19 protein-coding genes are annotated in these 26,833 nt (G+C 50.0%); 16 read left to right on the top strand and 3 right to left on the bottom strand.

Features of this window, described 5'->3' with window-relative positions; all coding sequences use genetic code 11:
* Window positions 1-180: 180 nt before the first annotated feature.
* Window positions 181-1,740 (top strand): response regulator transcription factor, encoded by a 1,560-nt coding sequence (locus C557_RS0114550; RefSeq protein ID WP_240472972.1) that lies wholly within the window; start codon window positions 181-183, stop codon window positions 1,738-1,740.
* A gap of 214 nt (window positions 1,741-1,954) precedes the next feature.
* On the opposite strand, the gene C557_RS0114555 is transcribed toward C557_RS0114550, so the two are convergent.
* Window positions 1,955-2,848, bottom strand: coding sequence for an AraC family transcriptional regulator (locus tag C557_RS0114555; RefSeq protein WP_018752616.1), 894 nt, complete (start codon window positions 2,846-2,848; stop codon window positions 1,955-1,957).
* A 149-nt stretch (window positions 2,849-2,997) separates the two neighbouring features.
* Here C557_RS0114555 and yicI point away from each other — a divergent pair, with 149 nt between their 5' ends.
* The 6 genes from yicI (at window position 2,998) to C557_RS0114585 (ending at window position 13,731) form a co-directional block, all read left to right on the top strand.
* Window positions 2,998-5,316 carry an alpha-xylosidase gene (gene yicI / locus C557_RS0114560; RefSeq protein WP_018752617.1) on the top strand — a complete coding sequence of 773 codons (2,319 nt, stop codon included), beginning with the start codon at window positions 2,998-3,000 and terminating at the stop codon, window positions 5,314-5,316.
* A 318-nt stretch (window positions 5,317-5,634) separates the two neighbouring features.
* The gene (locus C557_RS0114565; protein ID WP_018752618.1) at window positions 5,635-7,407 is read left to right on the top strand and encodes a sensor histidine kinase; all 1,773 of its coding nucleotides are present in this window, start codon (window positions 5,635-5,637) and stop codon (window positions 7,405-7,407) included.
* 124 nt (window positions 7,408-7,531) lie between these two features.
* Window positions 7,532-8,515 carry an ABC transporter permease gene (locus tag C557_RS0114570; protein WP_018752619.1) on the top strand — a complete coding sequence of 328 codons (984 nt, stop codon included), beginning with the start codon at window positions 7,532-7,534 and terminating at the stop codon, window positions 8,513-8,515.
* Window positions 8,516-8,527: 12 nt separating this feature from the next.
* On the top strand, window positions 8,528-9,430 hold the full coding sequence (locus tag C557_RS0114575) for a carbohydrate ABC transporter permease (protein ID WP_018752620.1): 903 nt from the start codon (window positions 8,528-8,530) through the stop codon (window positions 9,428-9,430).
* 112 nt (window positions 9,431-9,542) lie between these two features.
* Window positions 9,543-11,264, top strand: coding sequence for an ABC transporter substrate-binding protein (locus C557_RS0114580; RefSeq protein WP_018752621.1), 1,722 nt, complete (start codon window positions 9,543-9,545; stop codon window positions 11,262-11,264).
* Window positions 11,265-11,364: 100 nt separating this feature from the next.
* The gene (locus tag C557_RS0114585; protein ID WP_018752622.1) at window positions 11,365-13,731 is read left to right on the top strand and encodes a glycoside hydrolase family 95 protein; all 2,367 of its coding nucleotides are present in this window, start codon (window positions 11,365-11,367) and stop codon (window positions 13,729-13,731) included.
* A gap of 61 nt (window positions 13,732-13,792) precedes the next feature.
* Here the strand turns inward: C557_RS0114585 and C557_RS0114590 are convergent, their stop codons facing one another.
* Window positions 13,793-14,626, bottom strand: coding sequence for an AraC family transcriptional regulator (locus C557_RS0114590; protein ID WP_018752623.1), 834 nt, complete (start codon window positions 14,624-14,626; stop codon window positions 13,793-13,795).
* 317 nt (window positions 14,627-14,943) lie between these two features.
* Here C557_RS0114590 and C557_RS0114595 point away from each other — a divergent pair, with 317 nt between their 5' ends.
* Entirely contained in the window at window positions 14,944-16,971 is a 2,028-nt protein-coding gene (locus tag C557_RS0114595) for a beta-galactosidase (protein WP_018752624.1), read from the top strand.
* A gap of 97 nt (window positions 16,972-17,068) precedes the next feature.
* Here C557_RS0114595 and C557_RS0114600 read toward each other — a convergent pair whose 3' ends face one another.
* On the bottom strand, window positions 17,069-18,142 hold the full coding sequence (locus C557_RS0114600; protein ID WP_018752625.1) for a M42 family metallopeptidase: 1,074 nt from the start codon (window positions 18,140-18,142) through the stop codon (window positions 17,069-17,071).
* 417 nt (window positions 18,143-18,559) lie between these two features.
* Here C557_RS0114600 and spoVAC point away from each other — a divergent pair, with 417 nt between their 5' ends.
* From spoVAC to yqeH, 8 genes are all read left to right on the top strand, one after another.
* Window positions 18,560-19,066: a stage V sporulation protein AC gene (spoVAC, locus tag C557_RS0114605; RefSeq protein ID WP_018752626.1), complete on the top strand. Its 507-nt coding sequence runs from the start codon at window positions 18,560-18,562 to the stop codon at window positions 19,064-19,066.
* Between the two features lie 3 nt (window positions 19,067-19,069).
* Window positions 19,070-20,092 (top strand): stage V sporulation protein AD, encoded by a 1,023-nt coding sequence (spoVAD, locus tag C557_RS0114610; RefSeq protein ID WP_026263496.1) that lies wholly within the window; start codon window positions 19,070-19,072, stop codon window positions 20,090-20,092.
* Window positions 20,089-20,439 (top strand): stage V sporulation protein AE, encoded by a 351-nt coding sequence (spoVAE, locus tag C557_RS0114615; protein ID WP_018752628.1) that lies wholly within the window; start codon window positions 20,089-20,091, stop codon window positions 20,437-20,439. Before spoVAD ends, spoVAE begins: the two co-directional genes overlap by 4 nt.
* A gap of 153 nt (window positions 20,440-20,592) precedes the next feature.
* Window positions 20,593-21,549, top strand: coding sequence for an AAA family ATPase (locus tag C557_RS0114620; protein WP_018752629.1), 957 nt, complete (start codon window positions 20,593-20,595; stop codon window positions 21,547-21,549).
* 2 nt (window positions 21,550-21,551) lie between these two features.
* Window positions 21,552-22,784 carry a DUF58 domain-containing protein gene (locus C557_RS0114625; protein WP_018752630.1) on the top strand — a complete coding sequence of 411 codons (1,233 nt, stop codon included), beginning with the start codon at window positions 21,552-21,554 and terminating at the stop codon, window positions 22,782-22,784.
* Window positions 22,781-25,072 carry a DUF4129 domain-containing transglutaminase family protein gene (locus C557_RS0114630; protein ID WP_018752631.1) on the top strand — a complete coding sequence of 764 codons (2,292 nt, stop codon included), beginning with the start codon at window positions 22,781-22,783 and terminating at the stop codon, window positions 25,070-25,072. The genes C557_RS0114625 and C557_RS0114630 overlap by 4 nt, the downstream gene beginning before the upstream one ends.
* A gap of 107 nt (window positions 25,073-25,179) precedes the next feature.
* Window positions 25,180-25,707, top strand: a complete 528-nt coding sequence (locus C557_RS0114635) for a YqeG family HAD IIIA-type phosphatase (protein ID WP_018752632.1) — start codon at window positions 25,180-25,182, stop codon at window positions 25,705-25,707.
* Window positions 25,704-26,831, top strand: coding sequence for a ribosome biogenesis GTPase YqeH (yqeH, locus tag C557_RS0114640; protein ID WP_018752633.1), 1,128 nt, complete (start codon window positions 25,704-25,706; stop codon window positions 26,829-26,831). The genes C557_RS0114635 and yqeH overlap by 4 nt, the downstream gene beginning before the upstream one ends.
* Window positions 26,832-26,833 lie beyond the last annotated feature (2 nt).

Raw genomic sequence — 26,833 nt, forward strand, 5'->3', positions numbered from 1 at the left:
CTTAGTATACTACTCAAATGATAGAAACAGGAAATGATTTAATCTGACATTCATCAAAATAGTGCTACAATTGAACATGATAATGCTTGTTGTGAATTCCAAAACTATTCTATAATTAAATGTAAACGCTTTATACTGCTCGCTGGAAGGTCTAATACAATTTTCCGGCTGGAGGAATGCATGATGATTAAAGTGCTCATTGTTGATGATGAACCCAAGCTCCGTGAAGGTTTGCGAACTTTCATCGATTGGGAGGCCGAGGGGTATCAGGTTGTAGATACGGCGGTCAACGGGAACGACGCGTTGAATAAATATAAATTAGAGCACCCGGATTTGGTGTTAGCTGACATTCGCATGCCTGGCATGGATGGGCTTCAATTGATTCAGCGATTGCGTATGCAGGACCCGCTCCTGCATATTTTAATTCTCAGCGGTTACGCTGACTTCAATTATGCCAAGACCGCGATGACCCAACGCGCCGACGGCTATTTGCTCAAACCGGTCGATGAGGATGAACTGCTGAACTATTTACGCAACATCAAACGAGTGATCGAGGAAGAGAAGGCTTCTGAGCAATGGAAGCGGGTGACTTCTGACTGGAGTCGTGAAGCCCTGATTCAATCCATCCTTACGGACTCTGGTCTTGCGGAAGAGGAGTCGGCTTCGTTATATGAGCGAGCCGGGCAAGTAGGCATTGAAGGCAAAGTATTCCAGATTATGTTGCTCTCGCTTCAGGCCGAGGGAGAAGCGGAGACACGTACGGATGCAGCAGCACGTAAGGTTTTGATGCAGTTGTTTGAGGAATCCGGACGAGGTTGGGTATTCGCCATTCATACCAAGCTGGGCGTGCTTCTTAAAGAGCCGTTGCTGTCGGTGGAGACCGAGGGTATCTATCGTAGCATCGGCCAGACACTTAGCAGTTATGGCGCATATTTCTCGATAGCCTTGGGCGAAAAGGTGAGCAGCCTCAAGGAGCTTTACCACTCTTACCGCACCGCGTATGATCTAATCCGGCAGCAGTTTGTGCTGGATCAGGGAGAGATCTTGACTCCAGCTATGCTGCAATCCAGTGCTCCGACCAGACAGGGGGATGCACGATTGGCTGAGGAACTGAGCGATCAGCTATACTTTGCCGTGGATATTGCCAATCGTACAGCGGTGAAGACGCTGTTGCCTGAGCTTGGGCAGTTGTATCTCGCTCAAGCGTTGTCCGAGATAGAAATCAAGGACCGGTTTGTCGAACTGCTCACAACGATTTTACACAAGGTACTTGATCAATCTTCGGGTTTGCAAAGTCGGCAAAAGGAATTTACCGGGACTTTTGTTGAAATGCAGAAGGCACAAACTATTCTGGAGTTGTATGAAAAGGCGGAAGGTCTGCTGGAGCAGCTTATGAACCAGCTTGGAGAAGACGGCAAGCATCGTGAAGTCAAAATTATGTTAGATCTGATTCATCGCAACTACAATGAAAGCTTGAAGCTTGAGACATTATCAGGCATTTTCAATTATAATAGCGCCTATCTAGGCAAGCTGTTCAAGAATACGACGGGAGAATACTTTAATACGTATATCGATAAGGTGCGGATTGAGAAAGCCAAGGAATTGCTGGAGGAAGGACTCAAGGTCTATCAGGTAGCCAAAAAGGTTGGGTACACGAATGTGGACTATTTTCATAGCAAATTCCGCAAATATGTCGGGCTCAGTCCAACTGCTTACCGCAAGCAGTCCGATCATGCATAATAGACGAGAATTTGTTCTTCCGATCAGAAAAATGGAACTTTAATAATCCAATTAACGACTCAAGTATTATAGATAGTAAGTTGTTTGAAACTTTAAGTCAAAGAAAAGCCCTGGTTCTATTAAATGAATTGCACCCCTTAGAATAGACATTGGAAAACCCTCGGGTTATTCCGGTGAAATCTAAGGGGTGCTTTTAGTAGCAAAATGACACCAATCAGGAGTTCAGCTTCTTGCGGAATTCAGAGGGTGCACAATTCATCGCCTTGCGAAACACACGAATAAAATAACTGATATTATCAAACCCCACCTCCAGCGCCACATCCGAAATTTTACGCTCAGGATTGCGCAGCATTTCGGCTGCTTGTCGGATCCGGTAGGAATTAATGTAGTCTACCGGCGTTTGCCGAGTCATTGACTTGAAGAAGCGGCAGAACTGGCCTTCACTCATAGGAATCAAGGACGCCAGTTCTGCCAGGCGAATCGGCTGACTATAATGGTCCTGTATATGAAGAATTACCGTTTTGAGCCGATCGATTTTGGAGGACTCGCTGCGGGTGGCCGTGGAGGCGCGGCTAACAGCCCGGCCTTCCGCGGCAATTTCCGCCAGCATTAAATAAAGATGCCCTTTGACTACACCTTCATAGCCCCGCGTCTCATTACTGCAGCTATGCATCATCGCCAGGAGATGATCCAGCAGCGAGCTGTCCGCTGCCGAGTCGCGGCGCAGATGTCGAGGGAAGGTGGCTCTGCGCTCCTGTAAAGGCAACACCAGATTCTCCTGAACGGCATCATAATGAGCGCTGGCCAGAAGCTGAGTGTCGAAGACAAGAGAGAAGAAGGTACAGCCTTCGTTGCCGTGAGCATGGGCGGCATGAATGTCGCCGCCATCAATGAAGACGGCTTGTCCGGCGCGCACCGGGAAGTAATCGGTATCTACCTGGAACAATGTTTCGCCCTCCAGACAATAGAAGAACTCAGGCTCATCGTGCCAATGGCAATCAATAACATGTTCACCTGGACCGTATCGATACCAATAGGTACCGAAGGGAAGCTGCTGACTTCCATGATGCTTGATTTCTTTTAACGAACGGCGAAGCGCTTGATCCATGTGAGTTCACCTCGTCAAAATAGTGTTATATTTTCGTTTGATTATGTTAGTTAATAAACCATAGTATCAGTATAATGCAAGTATAGGACGTTTTCTATTGAAAGACAATGTCCATCTCACTTTGTAAATGAGAAAGGCGGTTAGGTAACATGAAATTTACGGACGGCAACTGGATGATTCGCGAGGAATTTAAGCTTGATACAGCGGTACAGGCTTATGATTTTATGATTCAGGACAATACCTTGGTCGCCTCGGCGTCGACGACGCCAATCGCTGGTCGCGGCAACATGATTAATACAACCTTGCTGACGATGCAATTCCATTCCCCGCTCCCAGGTGTGATTGGGGTCAAGCTGATCCACTTTGCTGGCACCATTGATCATGGTCCACACTTTGAATTAGCCAAGGGCGGGGCTCATGTGGAAATTGCCGAGCATGAGGAATATGCCGAATTGAAGAGCGGCAGCTTGAGTGTACGAATCCAGAAGGGTCCGCAATGGTCTGTTGACTTCTATCGTGGTGAAGAACGCATCACCGGTAGCCGGGCCAAATCGATGGCTCATATCACGGAGAACAATGGGAACGTTTACATGCGCGAAGAGCTGGATTTGCGTGTAGGCGAATGGGTTTACGGCCTGGGTGAGCGTTTCACTTCCTTTGTCAAAAACGGGCAAGTCGTGGATATTTGGAATAAGGACGGGGGCACAAGCTCCGAGCAATCCTACAAAAATATTCCTTTCTACGTGACTAATAAAGGCTACGGTGTGCTGGTCAATGATCCGGGTGCGGTGTCCTTTGAAGTAGCTTCGGAAAAAGTGAAAAAAGTGCAATTCAGCGTTCCCGGTGAATCGCTCGAATATTTCGTGATCGACGGTCCTGAACCGAAGGAGGTGCTGAACAAATACACGGCTTTGACAGGTAAGCCTTCTCTGCCGCCAGCCTGGAGCTTTGGGCTGTGGCTGACGACCTCCTTTACCACTAACTATGACGAAGCTACGGTGAACTCCTTTGTGGATGGCATGGCTGAACGCGATCTGCCGCTGCATGTGTTCCATTTCGATTGCTTCTGGATGCGTGAATTCCACTGGACTGACTTTAAATGGGATGAGCGTGTTTTCCCGGACCCCGTAGGCATGCTGAAACGCTTGAAGGAAAAGGGCCTGAAGATTTGCGTATGGATTAATCCTTACATTGGCCAACGCTCGCGTCTGTTTGAAGAAGGCAAAGCAAACGGCTATCTGGTGAAGAAAGCAAACGGTGATGTATGGCAATGGAACATGTGGCAGCCAGGCATGGCCTTGGTGGACTTCACCAATCCGGCTGCTTGCGAGTGGTTTGCGGGTTATCTGCGCGAGATGGTCGATATGGGCGTAGACAGCTTCAAGACCGACTTTGGTGAACGGATTCCGACGGATGTGGTCTACCATGACGGCTCCGATCCGGTAAAAATGCACAACTACTATACCTACCTTTACAACAAGGTTGTGTTTGAAGTCTTGGAAGAAAAGATAGGCAAGAACCAGGCTGCATTGTTTGCTCGTTCAGCTACGGTTGGCGGGCAGAAATTCCCGGTTCACTGGGGCGGCGACTGCTATGCCGATTATGAATCCATGGCAGAAAGTTTGCGTGGAGGCTTGTCCCTGGGGCTGTCCGGCTTCGGATTCTGGAGCCATGACATCGGCGGCTTCGAGAATACGGCGCCTGCGCATGTATTCAAGCGCTGGCTAGCCTTTGGCTTGCTGTCCAGCCACAGCCGTCTGCATGGCAGCAGCTCCTACCGAGTGCCTTGGGTGTATGATGATGAAGCGGTTGATGTTACGCGTTTCTTCACCAAGCTGAAATGCAGCTTGATGCCGTACATGTTTGATACAGCCGTTCAGGCGACAGAGCAAGGTGTGCCGACGATGCGTGCGATGTTCCTGGAATTCCCGGAGGATCCGGGGAGTGAAACATTGGACCGCCAGTATATGCTGGGTGATTCTGTCCTGGTGGCCCCGGTATTCAGCGAGCAGGGTGAGGTCTCTTACTATTTGCCAGAAGGAACATGGACGCATCTTCTCACCGGGAAAGTGGCCCAAGGCGGCAAATGGTATAAAGAGAAATATGATTTCTTCGGCTTGCCGCTGTTTGTGCGGGAGAACTCGATTGTGGCGAAGGGCGCCAACGACAATCGCCCGGATTATGACTATGCGGATGGCGTAGAGCTTGGCCTCTATCAAATTCAGGATGGAGCTAACATATCGCGCACAGTGCGGAACATCGAGGGAGAAAGTGAACTTCAGGTAGCTGTCTCGCGTAACGGCAATACATTGAAGCTAACAGCAGAAGGTGCAGGCAAACCGTTTAACATAGCACTTCATGGACTAGGTGAGGTTTCCTCCGTACAAGGCGGCGTGCTCGCCGATAACGGTGTCATTGAAGCAGGTCGCTTCAACGGACAAACCGAAGTGGTAATTACCTTAAAATAAGTAGCTCGGGTAAGTAAAACGCCAGTATAATAGAAATAACGGAAATATCCCCTTTCCCTGGTGTTAGGGGATATTTTCGTATTATCAGTTGAACCAAAGAAAAGGCAAAATAAGCAAGCGGGAAAAATGATTCTGAAGAAGTGGAGCGTTCGCCTTTGGGAATGGATTTCTACCTTATAAGAACTAATTGAATCAAGAAATCCATGAGCAACAGCGATCGCAAGAACATTTTTTCTCGTCTGCATCTTTGCGTTATTCATAAGTTCAACTTATATAGAAGCTGTGCTTTTTGAACTACCTCTTTAAGGGGAAGATGCCATGCTGAATAAAATGATTCGTTTTACCAACAACCTGAAGCTTAAGCATAAGCTTCTTATTTCTTATATTGTGGTGGTGATGATCCCCGTGCTTATCGTCGGAGTGGGTGTCACCGCTTATTTTCGCCATCAGGCTATGGAACGAGCGATTGCTCAAACAACTAACAACGTTGAAAAGGTGAAGACGCGTACGGGCATGATGCTACGGGTGCCCAGCGATATTTCCGATATGATCATGCTGGATCGGGAGCTGGCAACAGCGGTCAAGACGGAGTATTCCGACGTGCTTGAACTGACCAAATCCTATTTGGAGTACGATCATTTTCGCGAATATATTCTTCAATACCGGGAAATTTCCGGCATTCGTTTCTATTACGATAATCCGACTCTAATCAACAATCTGGAATTCATCCCGATTAATGAAGAAATTGAACAGACTTACTGGTTTAAGCAAGCGATGGAGAGCAAGCGAATAGGCTGGTTTTACATCAATGATGATGAAGAGTTTACTGTCAAGCGGCTTAGCTTGATCAGGCAGATATCCTTTGAAGGTACGCGAAAAAGCGGTGTCTTAATGGTTATTATCAATCAGGAAGAGCTGAACCGCATGCTGCAGCAGGAGCCATTCGAGACAATGATCACTGATGATATGGGGGTGGTCGTTGCAGCCAAGAACTCGTCTCTTGTCGGCAAAACGCTGAACGAGCTTGATTATGGCATTGATCTTAGAACTCAGCAAAAGGGGACGCTGAAGGTGGAGAGCCAAGGCGAGCCTGCTTATCTTGTCATAGACACGCTAACGCCGGATTCGAGCATGAACAGTCTGAAATTTATCTCGGTATTTACCACTGAATCTATCGTCAAGGACGCGAATACTGTCAGCTTGATGGGGTTATTCATTATTTTACTGGTCCTGCTGCTCGCCCTTATTTTTGTCTATACCGTTTCCTTCCTGACGACAAACCGCTTGCTTCGATTAAGCCGGCATTTGAACCGACTGGCCCTGGGAGATTTGACAGTTGTCTCACGGATTGATGGTCAGGATGAAATCGGTCAGCTATCCCGTCAATTTAATTATATGGTAGAAAGCATACGCCGGCTGATGGATCAGGTTGTGGAGAAGACAGAGCAAAATAATTCGCTTGAGTTGGCTCAGCGGGAGATCAAGCTGAAGATGATGGCCAGCCAGATCAATCCACATTTCCTGTTCAATGCCCTGGAATCCATTCGGATGAATGCGCTTCTGAAGGGAGATCAGGAAATTGCCAACGTGGTGCGCAGATTAGGGAAGATGATGCGTAAAAGTCTGGAGGTAGGCCGGGAGAGCATCATGCTCAAAGAAGAGCTTGAAATGGTCAGCTCCTATCTGGAGATTCAGAAATTTCGCTATGAGGATCGCTTAAAGTTCACGTTAACTGTTGATCCCGAGGCTTCATTGCTGCGTGTGCCGCCGTTGATCATACAACCCCTTGTGGAGAATGCCGTAGTGCACGGGGTAGAGAACAAGGAGGATGGGGTGCATGTGGTGGTCAAGGTTGAAGTAGTAGACGGATTGGCCCATGTCACGGTCAGCGATAACGGAATGGGGATAGAGCCAGATCGGCTGGAAGAGGTAAGCCGTCTGATTAAGGAGGTTAGGGAGCCGGAGCAAGGGCGAATAGGCTTGCGCAATGTTCATCAAAGACTTGTATTGTCTTACGGTGAGCAGCATGGTCTCCATATAGTCAGCATGCTGGGACAAGGAACACAAATTTCGTTTACGCTTCCGGTCTAATTCTTTCATCTATTTTAAGGGACCAATATCTAATTTCTATATGGTTTTCTGCAAAATCTGCCGGGTATTTATGCCCTTCTCTTTTAGATATCATAAAGATATAGACGAGAGGGGGATTGGATTAATGGAAGCGTTGTCAATCGAAGCTGATACTAGAAAATCCAGTGCGATTCCTAAATCGCCCAAAAAGCCGAAGATGGGAATTTGGAAAAGTATCGTTCAACAGAAATACTTGTATTTAATGTCATTGCCTTTCATCATTTGGCTATTTGTATTCAATTACTTGCCCATTGCGGGTTGGGTGATGGCCTTTCAGAATTACAAGCCACGAAATAAATCGTTTCTAAACCAGGAATGGGTTGGGTTCAAAAATTTCGTTGATTTATTTCAAGATGAACGCTTCTACCTTGTATTGCGAAATACACTTGCTATGAGTGTTCTCTCATTGGTTTTTGGGTTTGTCGTGCCGATCCTTTTTGCGGTATTTTTAAACGAGCTGAAGGGAACGGCGTTCAAGCGGACGGTTCAGACTGTATCTTACCTGCCCCACTTTGTTTCCTGGGTTGTTGTTGGGGGGATTGTAACGAAAATGCTTTCCATAGACGGCGGAATCGTTAACGAATTGCTGTTGACCTTTCAGCTTATTGATGAGCCGATCCAGTTCATGGCCAAGGGAGAGTGGTTTTGGGGAATTGTAACCGCTTCAGATATTTGGAAGGAAACGGGGTGGAACGCGATCATTTACTTGGCGGCCATTACCGGCATTGACAAAGAATTGTATGAGGCTGCGCGTGTAGACGGGGCTGGACGGTTCAAGCAAATTTGGAACATCACTCTGCCGGGGATTCGGACAACGATTTCAGTTTTGCTGATTATGTCCATCGGGCACTTGATTGGCATCGGGTTTGAGAAGCAATTCCAGCTTAGCAATTCACTGGTTACCGATTATTCTGAAGTGCTTGATCTGTATGCGCTAAATTACGGGATCAATATTAATCGCTTCTCCTATGGTACAGCCATTAGTATGTTCACCTCTGTCGTCAGCATTATCTTGTTGCTCACGGCCAACGGTATCATGAAGAAGACGACCAAAGAAAGCATTATGTAGGGGGGACAAAGGATGGCTGCATCCAAAGCTTTCAACTCAACCAGATCGGAGAAGATATTCGATATTTGCAATATTATCATCATGAGCATCATTATGGTCATCACCTTGTATCCGTTTCTGAACGTATTGGCAATCTCGCTGAATGATTCTACGGATACGGTACGTGGCGGGATCTACTTGTGGCCCCGTGAGCTGACCTGGGAGAACTATCGCACCATATTCAGTTATACCGGCTTGATTCAGGGTTTGAAAATAACACTGCTTCGTACATTGACGGGGACTATATTGGGATTAATTAGCTCATCCATGCTGGCCTATACGCTCAGCCGCCAGGATTTCCGATCACGGAAGTTCGTTTCTACCTTCCTGGCCTTAACGATGTATTTCTCTGGTGGGCTTGTACCAACGTACATGCTGATGAAGCAAATGCATTTGATTGGAACCTTCTGGATTTATATTCTTCCAGGGGCGGTTGCCGCATTCAACGTATTTATTATTCGTTCCTTTATTGATGGCCTGCCCTATGCCTTGCAGGAATCGGCCAAACTTGACGGTGCCAATGATTTTACGATTTATTACAAAATTATCCTGCCGCTATGTAAGCCGGTACTGGCAACCATCGCCTTGTTCCTGGCTGTAGGCCAATGGAATTCCTGGTTTGATACCTATCTGTATAACGGTAACAAACCGCAGTGGACCACCTTGCAGTACGAGCTGATGAAAGTGCTGGCAAGTACAAACCAAGGGGCGGGAATGACCAATGCGAACGATCTGGCGAACCAGATGGCTCAGGTATCGCCGGAATCCATCAAGATGGCTATTACTATTGTAGTCACACTGCCGATATTGTTCGTTTATCCCTTCTTGCAACGGTATTTTGTCTCCGGGATGACCCTTGGTGCAGTGAAGGCTTAAAGTCAGCTGGCTTGTCTTCGCTAAGGTTCTCTAATCATTTGTAAAGGTACCACCAGGCTTGGCCTGATATATGATACAGATTTATTCAATTATCTTTAGGGGGACAGCAAATATGAAGTGGAAAAGTTCAAAAGCTTTCGCTGCGCTTTTACTGGCAACGACATTGCTCATTGGTGGTTGTGGCAGCAATGATGGGAGTGCATCTGAGGGCAACAAGGGTCAAAATACAGGTGTGGAAGACAACAGTCCGGTTACCTTCTCCTTTTTTGGAGCCGATTCAAGCCCGAACTGGAACAATATGCAGGATGATGTAGGTAAAGCAATTACAGAGAAAACGGGTGTTACACTAGACGCAGAATTTGATGTAGGCGCTGGCGGTGGGCAAAGCAAGGTGGCCTTGATGGCTGCAAGCGGTGATGTGCCTGATCTGATCTTTGCTAAAGGCGAGCTTTCCAAGTTAATTGATGCCGGACTTATCATCGATTTGACTGATCTTATTGAGGAGCATGCGCCGAATATCAAGAAAATTTTTAGTGAAAATATGAATCGCTTGAAATACAGTAACGAAGATCCTTCGATCTACTCGATTGTCACGAATATGGGCGTTGATAATCAATATTTCGATGCCACCGGCGGGTTTGAAATTCAACACCGGGTATTAAAAGAATTGGGCTATCCTGAAGTTCGCACGGTCCAGGATTATGAGAATGTATTAAAGGAATATTATGCCAAGCATCCCACGACGGATGGACAGCCAACGATTCCCCTTACCTTGAGCGCAGACGACTGGAGAATTATGATCACCGTTACCAATCCGGCCGCCTTTGCCACGGGGGCGCCTGACGATGGGGAATACTATGTGGATCCCGAGACCTATGAAGCGAAGCTGCATTATAAACGTCCGGAAGAAAAGGAGTATTTTCGCTGGCTGAACCATATGTTTAATGAAGGCTTGCTGGATAAGGATGCATTTGTGCAGAAGGAAGACCAATACAAAGCTAAAATTGCCAGTGGTCGTGTTCTTGGATTAATCGACCAGGAATGGGGATATAACGATGCTGAGAATGCTCTGAAAAATGCAGGTAAAAATGAATATACCTATGCGCACTTCCCTGTTGTTCTGAGCGAGGAATACAAGGATCATTCCTTCCAGACATCCGGGGTTGACGGCTACGGTATTGCCATTACAACAGCTTGCGAGGACCCGGTTCGTGCGATTAAATTTCTTGACTATTTAGCTTCGGATGAAGGTCAGGTTTTGAGAAATTGGGGAATTGAAGGCAAGCATTATACAGTAGATGAAAATGGCAAACGGATCATTCCCAAAGATATTCAAGATAGAAGAGTTAATGATTCAGCCAACTTTACCAAAGAAACAGGCTTGGGCAATCCGGGCGGTCTGTACTTGACCTTAAGCGCCCGTTACGGAGACGGTGTGAAGGATTCTACAGGCAACTACTATACGATTAATTTCCCTGAACAAATCATAGAATCCTATTCTGATGCGGAAAAGGAATCGTTGAAAGCTTACAATGCAACAACATGGAAGGACCTTTACCCTCAGGAGAGCGATTTCGAGCCTAAGGAATGGGGAGCATTGTACAATATGCCAGTTCCAACCGATGGCGACTACCAAGTGATTTTCCAAAAAACGCAGGATATTATCCGCAAGCGGATTCCTGAGGCTATATTGGCCAAACCGGATCAATTTGACGCTGTGTTCGATAGCTTTTTGGCAGAGCTGGATAAGGCTGGTGCGGCAAAAATGGAAGCTGAATTTTCCGAATTGGTTAAGGATAGAGCAGCTCTCTTTACAGGCAAAAATATTGAATAATCTTGACTTGATAGTCAAAACCGCATATTTTGATTAGAGAAAAGGCCCGTTGTTTTCGGGCTTTTTTCTCTTAACTATTGAAGCTATGGAGGCATGAAGCATGACGGGAACAGATCAGCGAGAAAGGCAATGGAAGCTTTGGTATAAGCAGCCCGCTTCCCGTTGGGAGGAGGCTCTTCCTGTCGGAAACGGGCGAATTGGCGGAATGGTATACGGTGGAGCTCGCCAGGAACTGATTGCTTTAAATGAGGATACATTATGGTCCGGTTTTCCGCGGGACCCGCAAAATTATGATGCATTGCGATATTTGGGTCCGGTCAGGGACTTGATCTTTACCGGAAACTATAAAGAGGCGGAGGAATTAATTAACGCCAAAATGCTGGGGCGGGGCACAGAATCCTACCAGCCTCTTGGAAATTTGCGAGTGGAGCATTTAATGGAAGGCGAGGCGACCGAATATCAGCGGGAGCTTGACCTGACGACAGGTATCGCGACCACCACTTACCGGCTTGGACAAGCCATACATACCCGGGAGGTCCTGATCAGTGCTGTGGATCAAGTGCTGGTTGTGCATATAAAGAGTACAGAGGATCAGACGCTCCATATCTCGGCATCGCTGGATTCTCTGCTGCCCTTTCGCATAGGCAGAGGAGATCAGGCCGATTATCTCCAAATGCAAGGGCAAGCGCCCAGCCATGTTGCTGACAATTATCATGAGGATCATCCACAGTCCGTGCTCTACGAGGATGGCTTGGGCTTATCCTTTGAAGTGCAGTTGCAGGTCCTTTCACCCGGGGGAACGGTATTGTTTGATGAAGCGGGGCGGTTGATCGTGCAGAGGGCAAACGAGATAACTCTGTTATTGGCAGCGGCCACGGATTTTGCCGGATACGGGGTTATGCCGGGCAGCGGTGGGGTAGACCCTGCGGAGAAGTGCCGCACGGTACTTGCGGCTGCTGCAAAGCTGAGTTATGCGGAGCTTCGGCAACGCCATATCCAGGATCATCAACGCTTGTTCAACCGCATGGAGCTGGAAATAGGAAGCTTGTCTTGCGAAGAGACCCATCTGCCCACGGATGAACGTCTGGAAGCTTACCGCAAGGGGAGCGGGGAGGTAGGGCTCGAAGCGCTTTATTTTCACTATGGGCGTTACTTACTGATGACCAGCTCCAGACCCGGAACGGAGGCTGCTCATTTGCAAGGGATATGGAATCCACGGATTCAGCCCCCATGGAACTGCGGGTACACCAGCAATATCAATGTTCAGATGAATTACTGGCCTGCGGAGATAGCCAATTTGCGCGAATGTCACGAGCCATTGTTTCAACTGATACGCGATCTCAGTGTAACCGGGGCCAGAACGGCCAAAATTCATTATGGCAGCCGCGGCTGGGTAGCGCATCACAATGTGGATATATGGCGTCAATCAACTCCATCTGACGGTGAAGCCAGCTGGGCCTTCTGGCCAATGGGCGGTGTGTGGCTGTGCCGACACTTGTGGGAGCATTACATCTTCGAGCCTAATGAGGATTTTCTGCGGGATACGGCTTATCCATTGATGAAGGGAGCGGCCGAGTTCTGTCAGGATTGGTTGGTTGCAGGCCCTGATGGCAGATTGACTACAGCACCATCCACCTCGCCGGAGAACAAGTTCCTGACGGCTGAGGGAGAGCCTTGTAGCGTGTCGGCGGGAAGCAGTATGGATTTGTTCCTGATTCGCGAGCTGTTGGAGCACACGATTCGTGCTGCCGGGCTGCTTGATCTGGATGAAGAATGGCGCGGGGAACTGTTGGATGTGCTGGAGCGTATGGTCAAGCCGGAGATCGGGGTGGACGGGAGAATTCAGGAATGGAGTAAACCCTTTGCTGAGGCCGAGCCCGGGCATCGGCATGTCTCCCATCTGTACGGCTTCTATCCGGGAGACGCGATCACTGTACGGGATACGCCGGAATGGGCTGAAGCGGTCCGGAAGACGCTCGAAGCTCGCATTCAGAATGGCGGAGGACACACAGGATGGAGCTGCGCATGGTTGATCAATCTGTATGCTCGCCTTGGAGACGGCGAAACGGCTCATCAGTTTATCAATACACTGCTGTCCCGTTCTACTTATCCGAACCTGTTCGACGATCATCCTCCGTTCCAGATTGACGGCAACTTTGGCGGTACGGCGGGGATCGCCGAAATGCTGGTGCAGAGCCATATGGATGGAATCGATCTGCTGCCAGCCTTGCCAAAGACTTGGGCTTGCGGACGTGTTAGCGGCCTGCGGGCTCGAGGTGGATTTACAGTTGACTTGGCTTGGGAGAACGGTGGACTGACGTCGGCGACTCTTATATCCGTAACGGGGGGCGAGTGTACGGTACGGGGGCTAAATGGATTGAAACTTTGGAAGCCTGATGGTATGCCTGTTGCCGAAGGCGAACGGTTTGAGGCGGAAGCTGGAGCAACTTATTCTATTCATGCATAGGAAATGGAGAATCATAGAAAACCGGCTGACCAAGCTCTTATGCATGGTCAGCCGGTTTTTGCTAATGCAGTCTGCGGAACTGCTGCGGTGTCATGCCTGTATGCTTGCGAAAAGTAGCTACAAAGTGGCTTGCATCACGGAAGCCGGTCTTCCCGGCGATGCTCGACACGGTTACTCCAGGCTCGCTCGCCAGATGCTCCTTCGCCTTATGTATACGCATCTGAGTCAGATAGCTGTAAGGCGCTATGCCAAACGTTTGCTGAAACAGCTTGCTGAGATGGCGGCCGGACATGCCGATGATGTCAGCCATGGAGTCCAGTCCGATGTCTGGATTTCCATATTCCTGCTCCATCCAGGCAAGTAGAGGACCAAGCTTTTCCATATTGCGGGGGACGGCACTGCTGCTGACATGGCCGAACTTGCTTAACACCCCCAGAAATCGATATACCTCTGTTGAAGTTTCCAACCCGAATAAATCCTGTGTGTACTCCAGCTTAGTCAGCAAGTCGGCAAGCAGCGGGGTTAATGGGGCTTCAGGCTCCCAGCGGAACAAAGCGGCTTCCCGAATGCCAAAAGCATTGAGGATGGCTCCCGCTGCCCCTCCTCCAAAGGTTACATAATAGGTTTTCCAGCTTGTGCCCCGCTTGGCCTCATAGGCATGACTCATGCCGGGAGGCAACAGGATGCCGCTGCCAGAGGGCAGGGGAACGGTGCCATTGCCAAAGGAAATACGTCCCTCTCCTTCAGCGGTTTGCAACCAATGATAGTAAGGATAACCATCCGGGCGAGCAATTTTCTCTTGATGCGGATTATAGCCGACACTCTCCATGAGCAGCGGGAGATCAGGAGTTGCGGCGGGTGAAAATGCGAAACGGGTAAAAGCCCGTGAATTCATCTTATGTATTCCTCCTTGCTTTGTCCATATTATTATATATCAAAACAGGAATATTATATATAAAGCGGAGATGATATGGATTACAATGAGGTTATAATTATATTAGAGGGGTTGTTCAAAAAGTCGTCTTCCCAGAACGAAGCTGTTCGAGGAGTAGATTCGGCGTCGAATCTTGAATTCAGCCGGGACTTCCGTTGCTCAGTCCCTAGCTTCATTCAACCTAAAGCGTTTTGAAAAAACGTACATCGGAAGCATAAGCTTTGGTCCTGAAAACTCGACTTATTGAACACACACTTAAAAAAAGGAAGTGTACCTGAATGATAAATGAAAAATTGCCGAAAATCTGGTACGGTGGCGACTATAATCCGGAGCAGTGGGAGCCTGATGCTTGGCAGGAGGATGAACGTATGTTCAAGCTGGCGGGCATCGACGTTGCTACGGTAAACGTATTTGCCTGGGCCTTGAATCAGCCCAGCGAGGACACTTATGATTTTAGCGAATTGGATGCAACGATTGACCGCTTGTACAAGAGCGGAGTTCATGTATGCCTGGCGACAAGCACAGGGGCTCATCCTGCCTGGATGGCACATCGTCATCCCGATGTGTTGCGAGTTGATGTACAGGGGAGAAAACGGAAATTCGGGGGTCGACATAATTCCTGTCCCTCCTCCCCGACCTACCGTAAGTATTCTGCCAAGCTGGCTAGCAAGCTAGCCGAACACTATAAGGATCATCCGGCATTGCTGATTTGGCATGTATCCAATGAATATGGCGGTTACTGCTATTGCGACAATTGTGCTGCCGGCTTCCGGGTCTGGCTGAAGGAACGCTACAAGACGCTGGATGAGCTCAACCGGGTGTGGAACACGCGATTCTGGGGCCATACTTTCTATGATTGGGAGGAAATTGTAGTACCGAGTGAACTGAGTGAGGAATGGAATGGCAATCGCACGAACTTCCAGGGAATTTCGCTAGATTACCGCCGCTTTCAATCTCAGGCTTTACTAGATTGCTATAAGCTGGAATATGAAGCGATCAAGCAGCATACGCCCAATATTCCGATTACGACAAACCTGATGGGTCTGTACCCGGAGCTGGATTATTTCGAGTGGGCGAAGCATCTGGATATCGTCTCTTGGGATAACTATCCTGCCCTTGACACTCCGGTAAGTCTGACGGCGATGACTCATGACTTGATGCGCGGACTTAAGGGCGGCGATCCGTTCATGCTGATGGAACAGACGCCAAGCCAGCAAAACTGGCAGCCTTATAACTCGCTTAAGCGTCCGGGTGTCATGCGCCTGTGGAGTTACCAGGCGGTAGCGCGAGGAGCCGATACGGTATTATTCTTCCAGCTTCGCCGTTCGATCGGGGCTTGCGAGAAATATCACGGAGCGGTTATTGAGCATGTGGGTCATGAGCATACCCGGGTCTTCCGCGAAGTCGCCGAGCTTGGGCAAGAGCTTCAGCAACTTGGAGACAAGCTGCTGGATGCCCGGACGGAAGCGAAGGTCGGGATCGTGTACGATTGGGAGAACCGTTGGGCTATTGAATTATCAAGCGGTCCAAGCGTAGCCCTCAATTACGCCAATGAGGTGCATAAATACTATGACGCCTTGTTCCGGATGAATGTAGAGAGTGACATGATTTCCGTAGAAGAGAATTTGCATAAATACGAAATCGTGATTGCACCAGTCATGTATATGGTGAAGCCAGGCTTTGCGAAGAAGGTGGAGAAGTTTGTAGAGAGCGGCGGAACCTTCCTGACCACTTTCTTTAGCGGCATCGTAAATGAAAATGATTTGGTAACCACCGGTGGTTACCCGGGTGAACTACGCAAGGTTCTTGGTATCTGGGCGGAGGAAATCGACGCACTGTTGCCGGGGCGCAGCAATCAACTAGTGATGAAAGAGGCTTGGGGCGAGCTCTCCGGTCAATATCAATGTGATCTCCTGTGCGACCTCATTCATTCGGAGGGGGCTGAAGTCCTGGCGGAGTACGGCTCTGACTTCTACAAAGGGATGCCAGGTGTAACCGTCAATTCCTTCGGGAAAGGGCGCGCCTATTATCTGGCCAGCAGTCCAGAAGCTGCTTTCCTGCAAGGCTTCCTGAAGAATCTGTGCGAAGAGAAGGGCATTCAGCCGCTGCTTGAGACCCCTGCTGGGGTGGAAGTAGCTCGCCGAGTGAAGAAGGACCAGGCCTTCTTGTTCCTGCTGAATCATAATGAAGAAGCGGCGGAAGTGGAGGTAGGCTCCGGGAAGAAGGACGTGTTGGCAGGCCGCGAGGTGTCTGGCAAGGTAACGGTGCCGGGACGTGGCGTAGTTATTCTGGAGGGCAGCAAATAGCAAGTGATATGAAACAGGCAGTGCCAGGGGAAGTAAATCCTTTGGCACTGCCTGTTTTTTGTGATGACTTTCAATCTCATTTGGCTAGCGCCAACGCTCAGCTATTCTCCAAAATCGTGTTCAACGTGGTACGATCCAGGCCGCGAACGAGACGAATCAGCAACTCCTTGGCGGCGTCGTAATCATCCGTGTGAATGATGGAGGTAGAGGTGTGGATATAGCGGGAGCATATCCCGATTACACTGGAAGGAACCCCGATGCCGCTAAGATGTATTTGTCCTGCATCCGTTCCTCCAGGTGATACGAAGTGTTGGTATTTAATCTTATGTGTATCAGCGGTGTCCTGAATATACTCCACCAGACCGCGATGGGTAATCATGGTTGGGTCCAGAATGCGCAGCAAGGCGCCTTCGCCAAGCTTCCCGAAGGCACGTTTATCTCCGGTCATGTCGTTGGCCGCACTGGCATCTAACGCAAAGAAGATATCTGGCTGAATCAGATTGGCGGCAGTGCGAGCCCCACGCAAACCAACCTCCTCCTGAACATTGGCGCCGACATAAAGTGTATTCGGCAGTTTGTCCTGATGTACAGCCTCCAGCAGTTCCAGGGCCAGCCCAACTCCGTAACGGTTGTCCCACGCTTTGGCCATGATCTTCTTAGGGTTCACCAGCGGTGTAAATTCACAAATAGGCACGATCTGTTGGCCCAGGCGGACACCGGCGGCTTCGGCCTGTTCCCGGCTATCTGCACCGATATCCAGGTACATGCTCTTCAGATCGACAGGCTTGCTGCGTTGCGCTTCATCCAGCAGATGTGTTGGAGTGGAGCCTACTACCCCTACAACAGGGCCTTTCGGCGTAATAATTTGCAGGCGTTGGGCCAATACGGCCTGGCTCCACCACCCACCGAGGGGTTGGAAGGCGATCATTCCGTTGTCGCTAATTCCGACAGTCATAAATCCAACCTCATCAAAGTGTCCGGCGACCATGACTTTCGGACCTTGTTCATCTCCGCGTAGAACGCCGAACAGTCCCCCTAGCCGATCCTGGACAAATTCCCGGGTATAGGCGGACATTTTCTCTTTGACGAGGGCGCGCAGCTCTCGCTCGAATCCCGGGGCCGCGGGGAATTCGGTGAGTTGCTTAAACAACTCCCGTGTTTGATTATTCATACTCCAATTCTCCTTTTACCTTAACAATACAATAATCATAAGTATGAACTACCTGGTTTCAATTGTCCATGGCTCAGCGTCAAGGTAGCACCGTGTATATATGGACGCATATACTGTATCAAGCAGCACTTTACTGGGCGAATTAAGGGAGGCAAATGAGTAATGGAGCGATATTCCAAGGATTGGCTTGTGATCTGTCTTCTGTTCATCCTGCTGGTCATTATCCTTCAATATCTGTAAAGGCCAACTTATGGCAGGTTTTAAGCACCGTCCGGAGCTTCTCCGGCGGTTTTTTTTGCTTTTATTTTTGTTTTTACTTTTAAAAGGTTCTTATTATTTTCCAAACATAACAAATATACAAATGACAAATAATGATGAGTATACCGTTTTAAATAGGAAAATAAGGAGGGGTATCATTTGGCAGAAAAGAGCAAAAATTCAGCAGGCTCCCGTATCAAGCTCAATCGCTTGTCACTGACGGAGCAAGAGTATAAGCAGATGTCTGACCGACATCAGCCCAAGAAGAACATCTGGGTCAACTGTTTGCGAGCTTTTCTGGTCGGGGGCTTTATATGCCTGATCGGTCAATGCATTCAGCAGTTGTTCATGACCTTCGCGGATATGACATCGCGTGAGGCTTCAAATCCAACCGTGGCCGTCTTGATCTTGATCTCCGTGATCATGACCTGTCTCGGAATATACGACAAGATTGCCCAGTGGGCGGGAGCAGGCTCAGCTGTGCCGGTTACCGGCTTTGCCAACTCTATGTGTTCGGCTGCGCTTGAAGCACGTTCCGAAGGTCTGGTTCTAGGGGTTGGGGCAAATATGTTCAAGCTTGCCGGATCCGTTATTGTCTTTGGCGTGGTGGCCGCCTTTATTGTCGGTGTCATTCACGTTATTTTTGGCTTGGGAGGAGTGCATTAAGTGATGTTGATGGGCAAACAAACCTGGGAGTTCAAGACCAAGCCGGCGATCATCGGTACGGCTACGGTAGTTGGGCCTGAAGAAGGAGCGGGGCCGCTATCGAATACCTTTGACTTTGTGTATGATAATCTGGAAATTGATGAGAAGACCTGGGAAAAGGCCGAACGCAAGCTATTGGAGCACGCTTCCTCCCTGGCATTGGTTCATGCGGGAATCAACAAGGAGGACTTGTCGTTCTTCATCAGTGGTGACCTGATGAACCAGATCATTACGGCTACATTTGCCGCTCGGGAGATTCAAGCCCCTTACCTTGGAGTGTTTGGGGCCTGCTCTACTTCTATGGAGAGCTTGGCGCTGGCCGCTTTCCTGACGGACGCAGGCGGGGCAAATTACGTAATGGCCGGAACGGCCAGCCATAACTGCACCGTGGAGAAGCAGTTTCGCTATCCGACCGAATATGGCTCACAGAAGCCGCCGACTGCCCAGTATACCATTACCGGTTCCGGCTGTGCTGTGGTGGCTCGTCAAGGGACTGGCCCGCGGATTACCCATGCGACAATAGGGCGAATTCAGGATCTGGGAGTTAAGGATCCGTTCAATATGGGAGCAGCGATGGCTCCGGCGGCGGCCGATACCCTGGTAGCACATTTCCGGGATACCGGGCGCAAGCCGGGGGATTACGATTTAATCGTAACGGGGGATTTGGCATCGGTTGGCCATCCCATTGTGAAAGAAATTCTGGGACGAGACGGCTTGTCCATGGAGGCGACAAACTTTGATGATTGCGGTCTGATGATTTATGACCGGGACAAGCAACCCTTTGTGATCGCCGGCGGGAGCGGCTGCGGCTGCTCAGCGGTTGTTACCTACGGCCATATTTTGCAGAAGATGAAAAAAAAGGAGCTTAACCGCGTACTGGTAGTAGCTACAGGGGCGCTTCTGTCTCCGTTGTCATACCAGCAAGGCGAGAGTATTCCTTGCATTGCACATGCCGTAGCACTTGAACAGGAGGGAATCAATTCATGATCTACGTATGGGCTTTTATTGTTGGCGGGCTTATCTGCGTGATCGGTCAGTTGATGTTTGACGTGTTAAAGTTAACACCTGCACATACCATGAGCTCGCTGGTTGTTGCTGGCGCAGTTATGGATGCTCTGGGCTGGTACGATCCGTTGGTCAAATTTGCGGGGGCCGGCGCGACGGTTCCAATTACGAGCTTCGGCAACTCACTGGTGCACGGGGCCTTAACCGAATTGCAGCGCGACGGGTGGATCGGAGTCATCACCGGGATATTCGATGTGACCAGCGCAGGGATTTCTGCGGCGATCATCTTCTCCTTCCTGGCGGCGCTGGTGGTGCGGCCGAAGGGCTGATTTGCAGAATTAAGTCGGACATTTCAGGGCATCGGTATACTCCCTATCTATCTTCATGTAAAATAGGTAGATATAGTCAGACTGTTGAAAAAGACCATTGCAGCTTGCTCAACAGTGTGACATAGACAGGTTTATTTGGGAGGGAAAAAACACGTGCCCGTAAATGAGCAATCGACACGCATATTGACCGCCGTAAGAAATAATCTAAAGTCTTGCATTTTAGGGAAGTCTTTTGAAATCGATCTCTTGCTCTCCGCTCTGCTAGCCGGAGGGCATGTATTAATTGAAGATGTGCCGGGTACAGGGAAAACCCAACTGGTTAGAGCTTTGGCCAAATCGATGCGCGGTGATTACCGGCGCATTCAGTGCAATCCCGATATTCTGCCTAGTGACATCACGGGCGTATCGGTGTTTCACCCCCATGAAGAACGGTTCGTATTCAGACCTGGACCGGTTATGACTCATATTTTGCTGGCCGATGAGATTAACCGCGCCACAACCAAAACGCAATCCGCTTTGTTGGAGGTTATGGAGGAGCGCAGTGTGACCGCTGATGGTGTAACCTATGCGCTTCCTCATCCCTTTATGCTGTGCGCAACGCAAAATCCAATCGACTTTGAGGGAACATACCTGCTGCCCGAAGCCCAGCTTGACCGGTTCATGATGAAGATTGGTATTGGCTATCCCGATGCCGAGACGGAGAAGACCATGCTGCTGTCCCATAGTCTGGGACAACCTGTTGAGCAATTGGAGCCAGTGACGACGATGGAAGAAATAGCTGCAATCCAGAGGGAAGTCCGGCAGGTGCATCTTAGTGATGCCTTGTCCGATTACTTGCTGAACATTGTCCGCCAGACCAGGGAGCATAAGGATGTGCTGCTGGGTGCCTCGCCACGCGCCACTCTGGCTTTGATGATGGCTGTGAAAGCCTATGCATTCCTGGCGGAGCGGGATTACGTACTGCCTGATGATATCAAAACCTTGGCTCCTTATGTGCTGGGTCACCGGATTCTGCTCAGACCTGAGTCTCGGCTGGGTCATCGAAGCGCGAGTGAGATCCTGCAACAAATTTTGCGGCAGATCCATGTGCCCGTGCGTGTAGGACGATAACGATGCGGGCTTTGACAGAAGGCATCAAGTCAGGCGTGGCCTCTCGCAAATTCTGGATTGTGGCAGCAGTATGGCTGATTTGCTTGTTCTACGTTTTATTTCAGGGCGGGAAAACCTCGCTTATGCTATTTGTCATGGTGTCGTTGCTAGCCGCTTATTGGCTGCTCGGGAGCTTGGGCGGAGTGAAGCGGATCAGAGGAACGCGCAGCTTGTCACTGGACGGAGAGCATGGGAGTCTGCTGCAAGCGGGGGATCAAGTATTGGTTCGGTTGAACCTCCAGCTTCCGGCTTTCGCTGCCATTTCTTACTTTATCGTTAAGGAATCGCTGCAGCGCCATAATGGAGACACCTGGGCGTTTGAAGACAGTGTAGTTCCCCAATTTCGCGTTCGTTCAGAGCTGGTTTACAAGACACCTCCGTTGGAGCGGGGGAAATATACCTTTAATGGCACCTTGTGCAGTGCCGAAGATATCTTCGGGCTCATGGAGCATACCGGTGTATTCCACGCCGGAGGAGAGTTCCGCATCTTGCCCCGAACGGTATTTATCCCCCATTGGGGCCTATATAGCCGCAACTCGCGTATGGCTGGCCCGGAAACGGCAATCACATTGTCACGCCGTGAGACCACGCAAATCAACGGGGTGCGTGATTACGTATATGGTGACCGCATCTCCCGGATTCACTGGAATGCCACAGCCAAGACAGGCACCTGGAAATCCAAGGAGTTCGAGCACGAATCATTGCCGAAGACAATGCTGGTATTGGATGCACATGCGTCCGGCTATGTGCGGCCCGACGAGTTCGAGCTGGCTGTCTCTACGGCAGCTTCATTACTGGAATACGGGGCCAGAGAGCGTATCAGCATGGGGATGTACACCATGGGCAAGATGCTTCGCTCATTTCCTCCGGCAGAAGGCTATCTGGAGCGCCAGCAGATGATCCATCATCTTGTGGACATCGATGCTGACGGGCAGGGGCGTCATAAAGAGCAACTGGAGGCGCATCAGGAGCTATTCCAGCCGGGTTCCTTCTTCATATTGATTACGCCGCTGGCGGATGATCAGGCTTTGGCCATGCTGAACTGGGCAAAGGCCCGCCAAATGATTCCCTATCATATTCAGATTGGGGAACCCCATGCAGGCTGGCAAAGCGTGTTGCACGAACGGGGCCTTCGCGGAGTATGCGTATCTGCCCTGAGCGAGCTTCCGATCGTGATCGGAGGTGCCAAGCTATGAAGCAGGCGATGCAAAGAGGGCACTCCAGAGGGAACTCCTTCTCCTACCGATTATTGTCCTTGCTGTGGATTGTAATCATTGCGTTTCAATGGATTGACTTCACTGAGCCTATTTGGCTGATGGCAACGACCAACCTGGTCAGTGTAACTGTAGTGGCGATGGCTCTGGCAGAGCTGGTGCTGCCTTTCAGGACGGCATGGAAATGGGCGGTTAAGCTGCCACTGCTTCTGCTAGTCTGGCGTGTCATGATGGTAGAATCCCAGGTTTACCAGCCACAGGGTCCCTTCTTCCCGGACCAGCTTCGGGATATGGCGGCGACCTTCACGCCTTATATCTGGTTTTCGCTTACAGCTTGGCTGGCGATGGAAGGCATTTTGTACTTCATAACCAGCCGCCCCCGAATTTTGTTTCTTCTGGGTGCACATTTGCTTGCTTTCACTATTTTGGATTCATTTACTTCCTATCATCTATGGACCAATGTAGCGTGGTTGGTGTTTGCCGGACTGGGCTGGCTGGTCAGTATTCATTTCTATGAATATCGGCTCCAATATCCTCAGGGCTGGCGGAGGCTACGCAAACGTCCATGGAAGATTGCCGTCAACATCATGCTGGTGTTTGCCTGCGTGCTGTTGATTGGTATCAGCATGCCGAAGGTTTCGCCTACCTTGACGGACCCTTATACCGCTTGGATCAAGCGAAGCGGCGGGACAGGCGATGGCACGGTTCTCCTGTCTGAATCGGGGAGCGGGGGCACGTCATCTGCGGCTCCCAATGAGGTTGTCTCGGGATATAGCCGCGACGATACGAGTCTCGGTAACGGCTTTGAATTCAGTTACAGTCCGGTGATGTCCATTGAGACGCCGGTGAGATCGTATTGGCGGGGGGAGACCCGGCGGATTTATTCCGGCAAAGGCTGGGCCGATCTGGAGGATGAGAGTCGGAGCACCGAACGTTACCAGGGAGCTCCCGCTGACGAACTGCTTGTACATGGTCAGCCGGGCAAGGTGGAGATGATGCAGGTTGAACAGACGGTGACCATGAACACCGAGAAGGATTATCCTGTGTTGTTCGGCGGCTATGCCATGGAGAGCATCGAACTGCTGGATGAACGGGGCGCCGGGAATATGCGCTGGGCCAGCCAGGAAGCCGAGATGTTCTGGGATGGCTACCGTAGTCCTGGCGAATTGCCGAATTACCCGCAGAAATATAAGGTGGTAGCCAACATTCCGCTCATTCCACTGGATAAATTGAAGGCAGCCAGCATGGAGAGTCTGTTTCCCGAAGGCACGGAGGACATGGAGGAATATTTGCAGATTCCTGCCAGTCTGCCAGAGCGGGTCAAGAGTCTGGCTGAAGAAGTCACGGCCGAAGGAACAACGCCTTATGAGAAAATGGATTTGTTGCAGCTCTATTTGCGTCAGAGCTTTGAATATACCAACAAACCCGATTTGTCGAGAAAGCAAAGCGATGACTTTGTCGATAGTTTCTTGTTCGAGATTCGCCAAGGGTATTGCGATTATTATTCTACTTCTATGGTTATGATGGCCCGCTCATTAGGGATTCCGGCACGGTGGGTCAAAGGGTATGCTCCGGGCAGTCAGCCCAGCGAAGAGATGATGGTCCGTTCTCCCGAGTTGGGACGTTCCTATCAGGTTAGCAATGCGGATGCTCATTCCTGGGCCGAGCTGTATTTCGGAGAATACGGCTGGATTACATTTGAGGCAACCCCGGGCTTTGATGCGCCGATTATGCTGGCTCCCGAGGAAAGTGCGGAAGCATTGGCTCCGGAAGTGGAGGAGCAGGAGCAGGTGGTATCCAAGGAAGAGAGCTTTTTTTCCAAGCTGGATCCAACGACGGTTCGGCGTGTGCTCATCTCCATCATCAGCGTGCTGGTGGTCTGGAATCTGTATCAGTGGCGCTCCGAGCTATACTTCCTGTGGTTGCGCTTGCGTCTAGGCCGACCGCTTACGCCGGGAGAGAAGACGATTTACGAGACATTGCGTCTAGTCAAGCGGCTGGGCCGCCGAGGCTTCTCGCGAACGAGAGAAGAAACGCTGCGGGAGGCCTTTGGACGCTGGAAGGTGGAACGTCCTGAGCTGGCTGCGGCGCTTGATCCGCTATTGGAGCAATTCGAGCGGGCTAATTACAGCTCCGGCGCAGCGACGCCAAGGGACTGGCATACGGCGCGTTCATTAGCCAGGCAGGCAGTTAAGGCAACCAGGGATACAGGCTGGAAGCGGCTTGTTTCTTTACCGGGCTTGAGCAGCCGTAATGAAACAAAGCGATGAACAATCACCTCCTGCGCTTGCGCGGGGGGCGTTTTCTTTTTTAAAATATAAGGAAGTCAGGACAAGATTATGGTATAGTTTTTCGTATGAAACTGAGGTGAATATACTTGTTCGAGAAATTTTTACCGAATATGCGTGTGGACAGCGTATTCGACATCAATCTGGAGGAGCTGTATGCCCAAGGCTATCGAGGGATCATTACCGACCTGGACAATACGCTGGTTGGAGCCAAAGCGCCGCTCGCCACTCCCGAATTGATCGCATGGTTCGCGAAAGTGAAGGAAAACGGGTTTAAACTTGTTATTGTATCAAACAATAATTTGAACAGGGTATCGGTATTTGCCAGCCCTTTAAATATTGAATTTGTGCATGCCGCCAGAAAGCCTTCAGGGGCCGCCTTTCGTCGGGCGGTAGGCATGATGGAGCTGAAGCCGGAGGAGACCGTTGTTATCGGCGACCAGTTGATGACCGACGTGTTTGGAGGCAATCGCCAAGGGCTGTTCACAGTGCTTGTGTTGCCGATTTCCGTACAGGATGAAGGCAGGGGTACAAGAATTAACCGCTGCTTGGAGCGTGTGGTCAAACGGCGGCTAAGCAAAATAGGATTATGGTTGGAGGAGGAAAGCAAGCAATGACGGAGGTAGAGAGCGCGGATCGCGCGCTTCGTTGCAGCGGGTGCGGTATTGTGCTGCAAAGTGAAGACCCCGGAAAGCCGGGATTTGCTCCGGAGCAGGCGTTGTCAAAGGAACCGGTGATTTGCCAGCGTTGTTTCCGGATTAAGAATTACAATGAGTCCTCATCGGTCACGGTGGAGCAGGATGAATTTTTGCGTCTGCTTGCACAGATTGGACAGAAGGAAGCCCTGGTCATTCATATCGTCGATTTGTTTGACTTTCAAGGCAGCTTGATCTCTGGCCTGCAGCGGTTTGTTGGCAGTAATCCTGTACTGCTGGCCGTTAATAAGACGGACCTGTTGCCCAAAGTGACGAACTGGAACAAAGTGCGCAATTGGGTGCAGAAGGAAGCCAAGGATATGGGCTTGAAGGTGGAGGACGTGATTCTGTGCAGCGCTAAGCAAAACAGCGGCTTTGACCGCTTGCTGGATGCTATAGCGGGGCGGCGTGGAGATCGGGATGTTTACGTCGTAGGTGCAACGAATGTGGGGAAATCCACATTAATCAACCGGCTGATTCGCGATTACAGCGATTTGGAGCAGGAGCTTACCGTTTCCCGTTATCCGGGTACGACGCTGGATATGGTTCACATTCCGCTAGATGATGGACGGGCTATTATCGATACGCCGGGAATTGTATACCCTTCACGTTATAGTGAACTGGTGGCCCCATCTGATCTGGCTGTGCTCATGCCGGAGAAGGCATTGAAGCCGGCCGTTTATCAATTGAACGAGAAGCAGACGCTTTTCTTCGGCGGGTTTGGCCGCTTTGACTTCATTCAGGGGGAACGCCAGTCGTTTACCTGCTTCATCAGCGGGCGTCTGCCTATTCACCGCACGAAGCTGGAACGGGCTGATGAACTGTTCGCAAGTCATGCCGGCGAGATGCTGGCTCCGCCAAGCCGCGAGAATTTTGAGGCTTTGCCGGAATGGACACGTCATGAGTTCCGCATCTCCAAGGGAAGCCGCAGCGATCTGTTTATCTCAGGCCTCGGCTGGATCAAGATCAATAATGAATCAGGTGCTGTTATCGCTGCACATGTGCCGAAGGGCGTGAAGGTGCTGGTACGCCCTTCGCTTATCTGACG

Source organism: Paenibacillus sanguinis 2301083 = DSM 16941 (assembly GCF_000374825.1).
Lineage (GTDB): Bacteria > Bacillota > Bacilli > Paenibacillales > Paenibacillaceae > Fontibacillus > Fontibacillus sanguinis.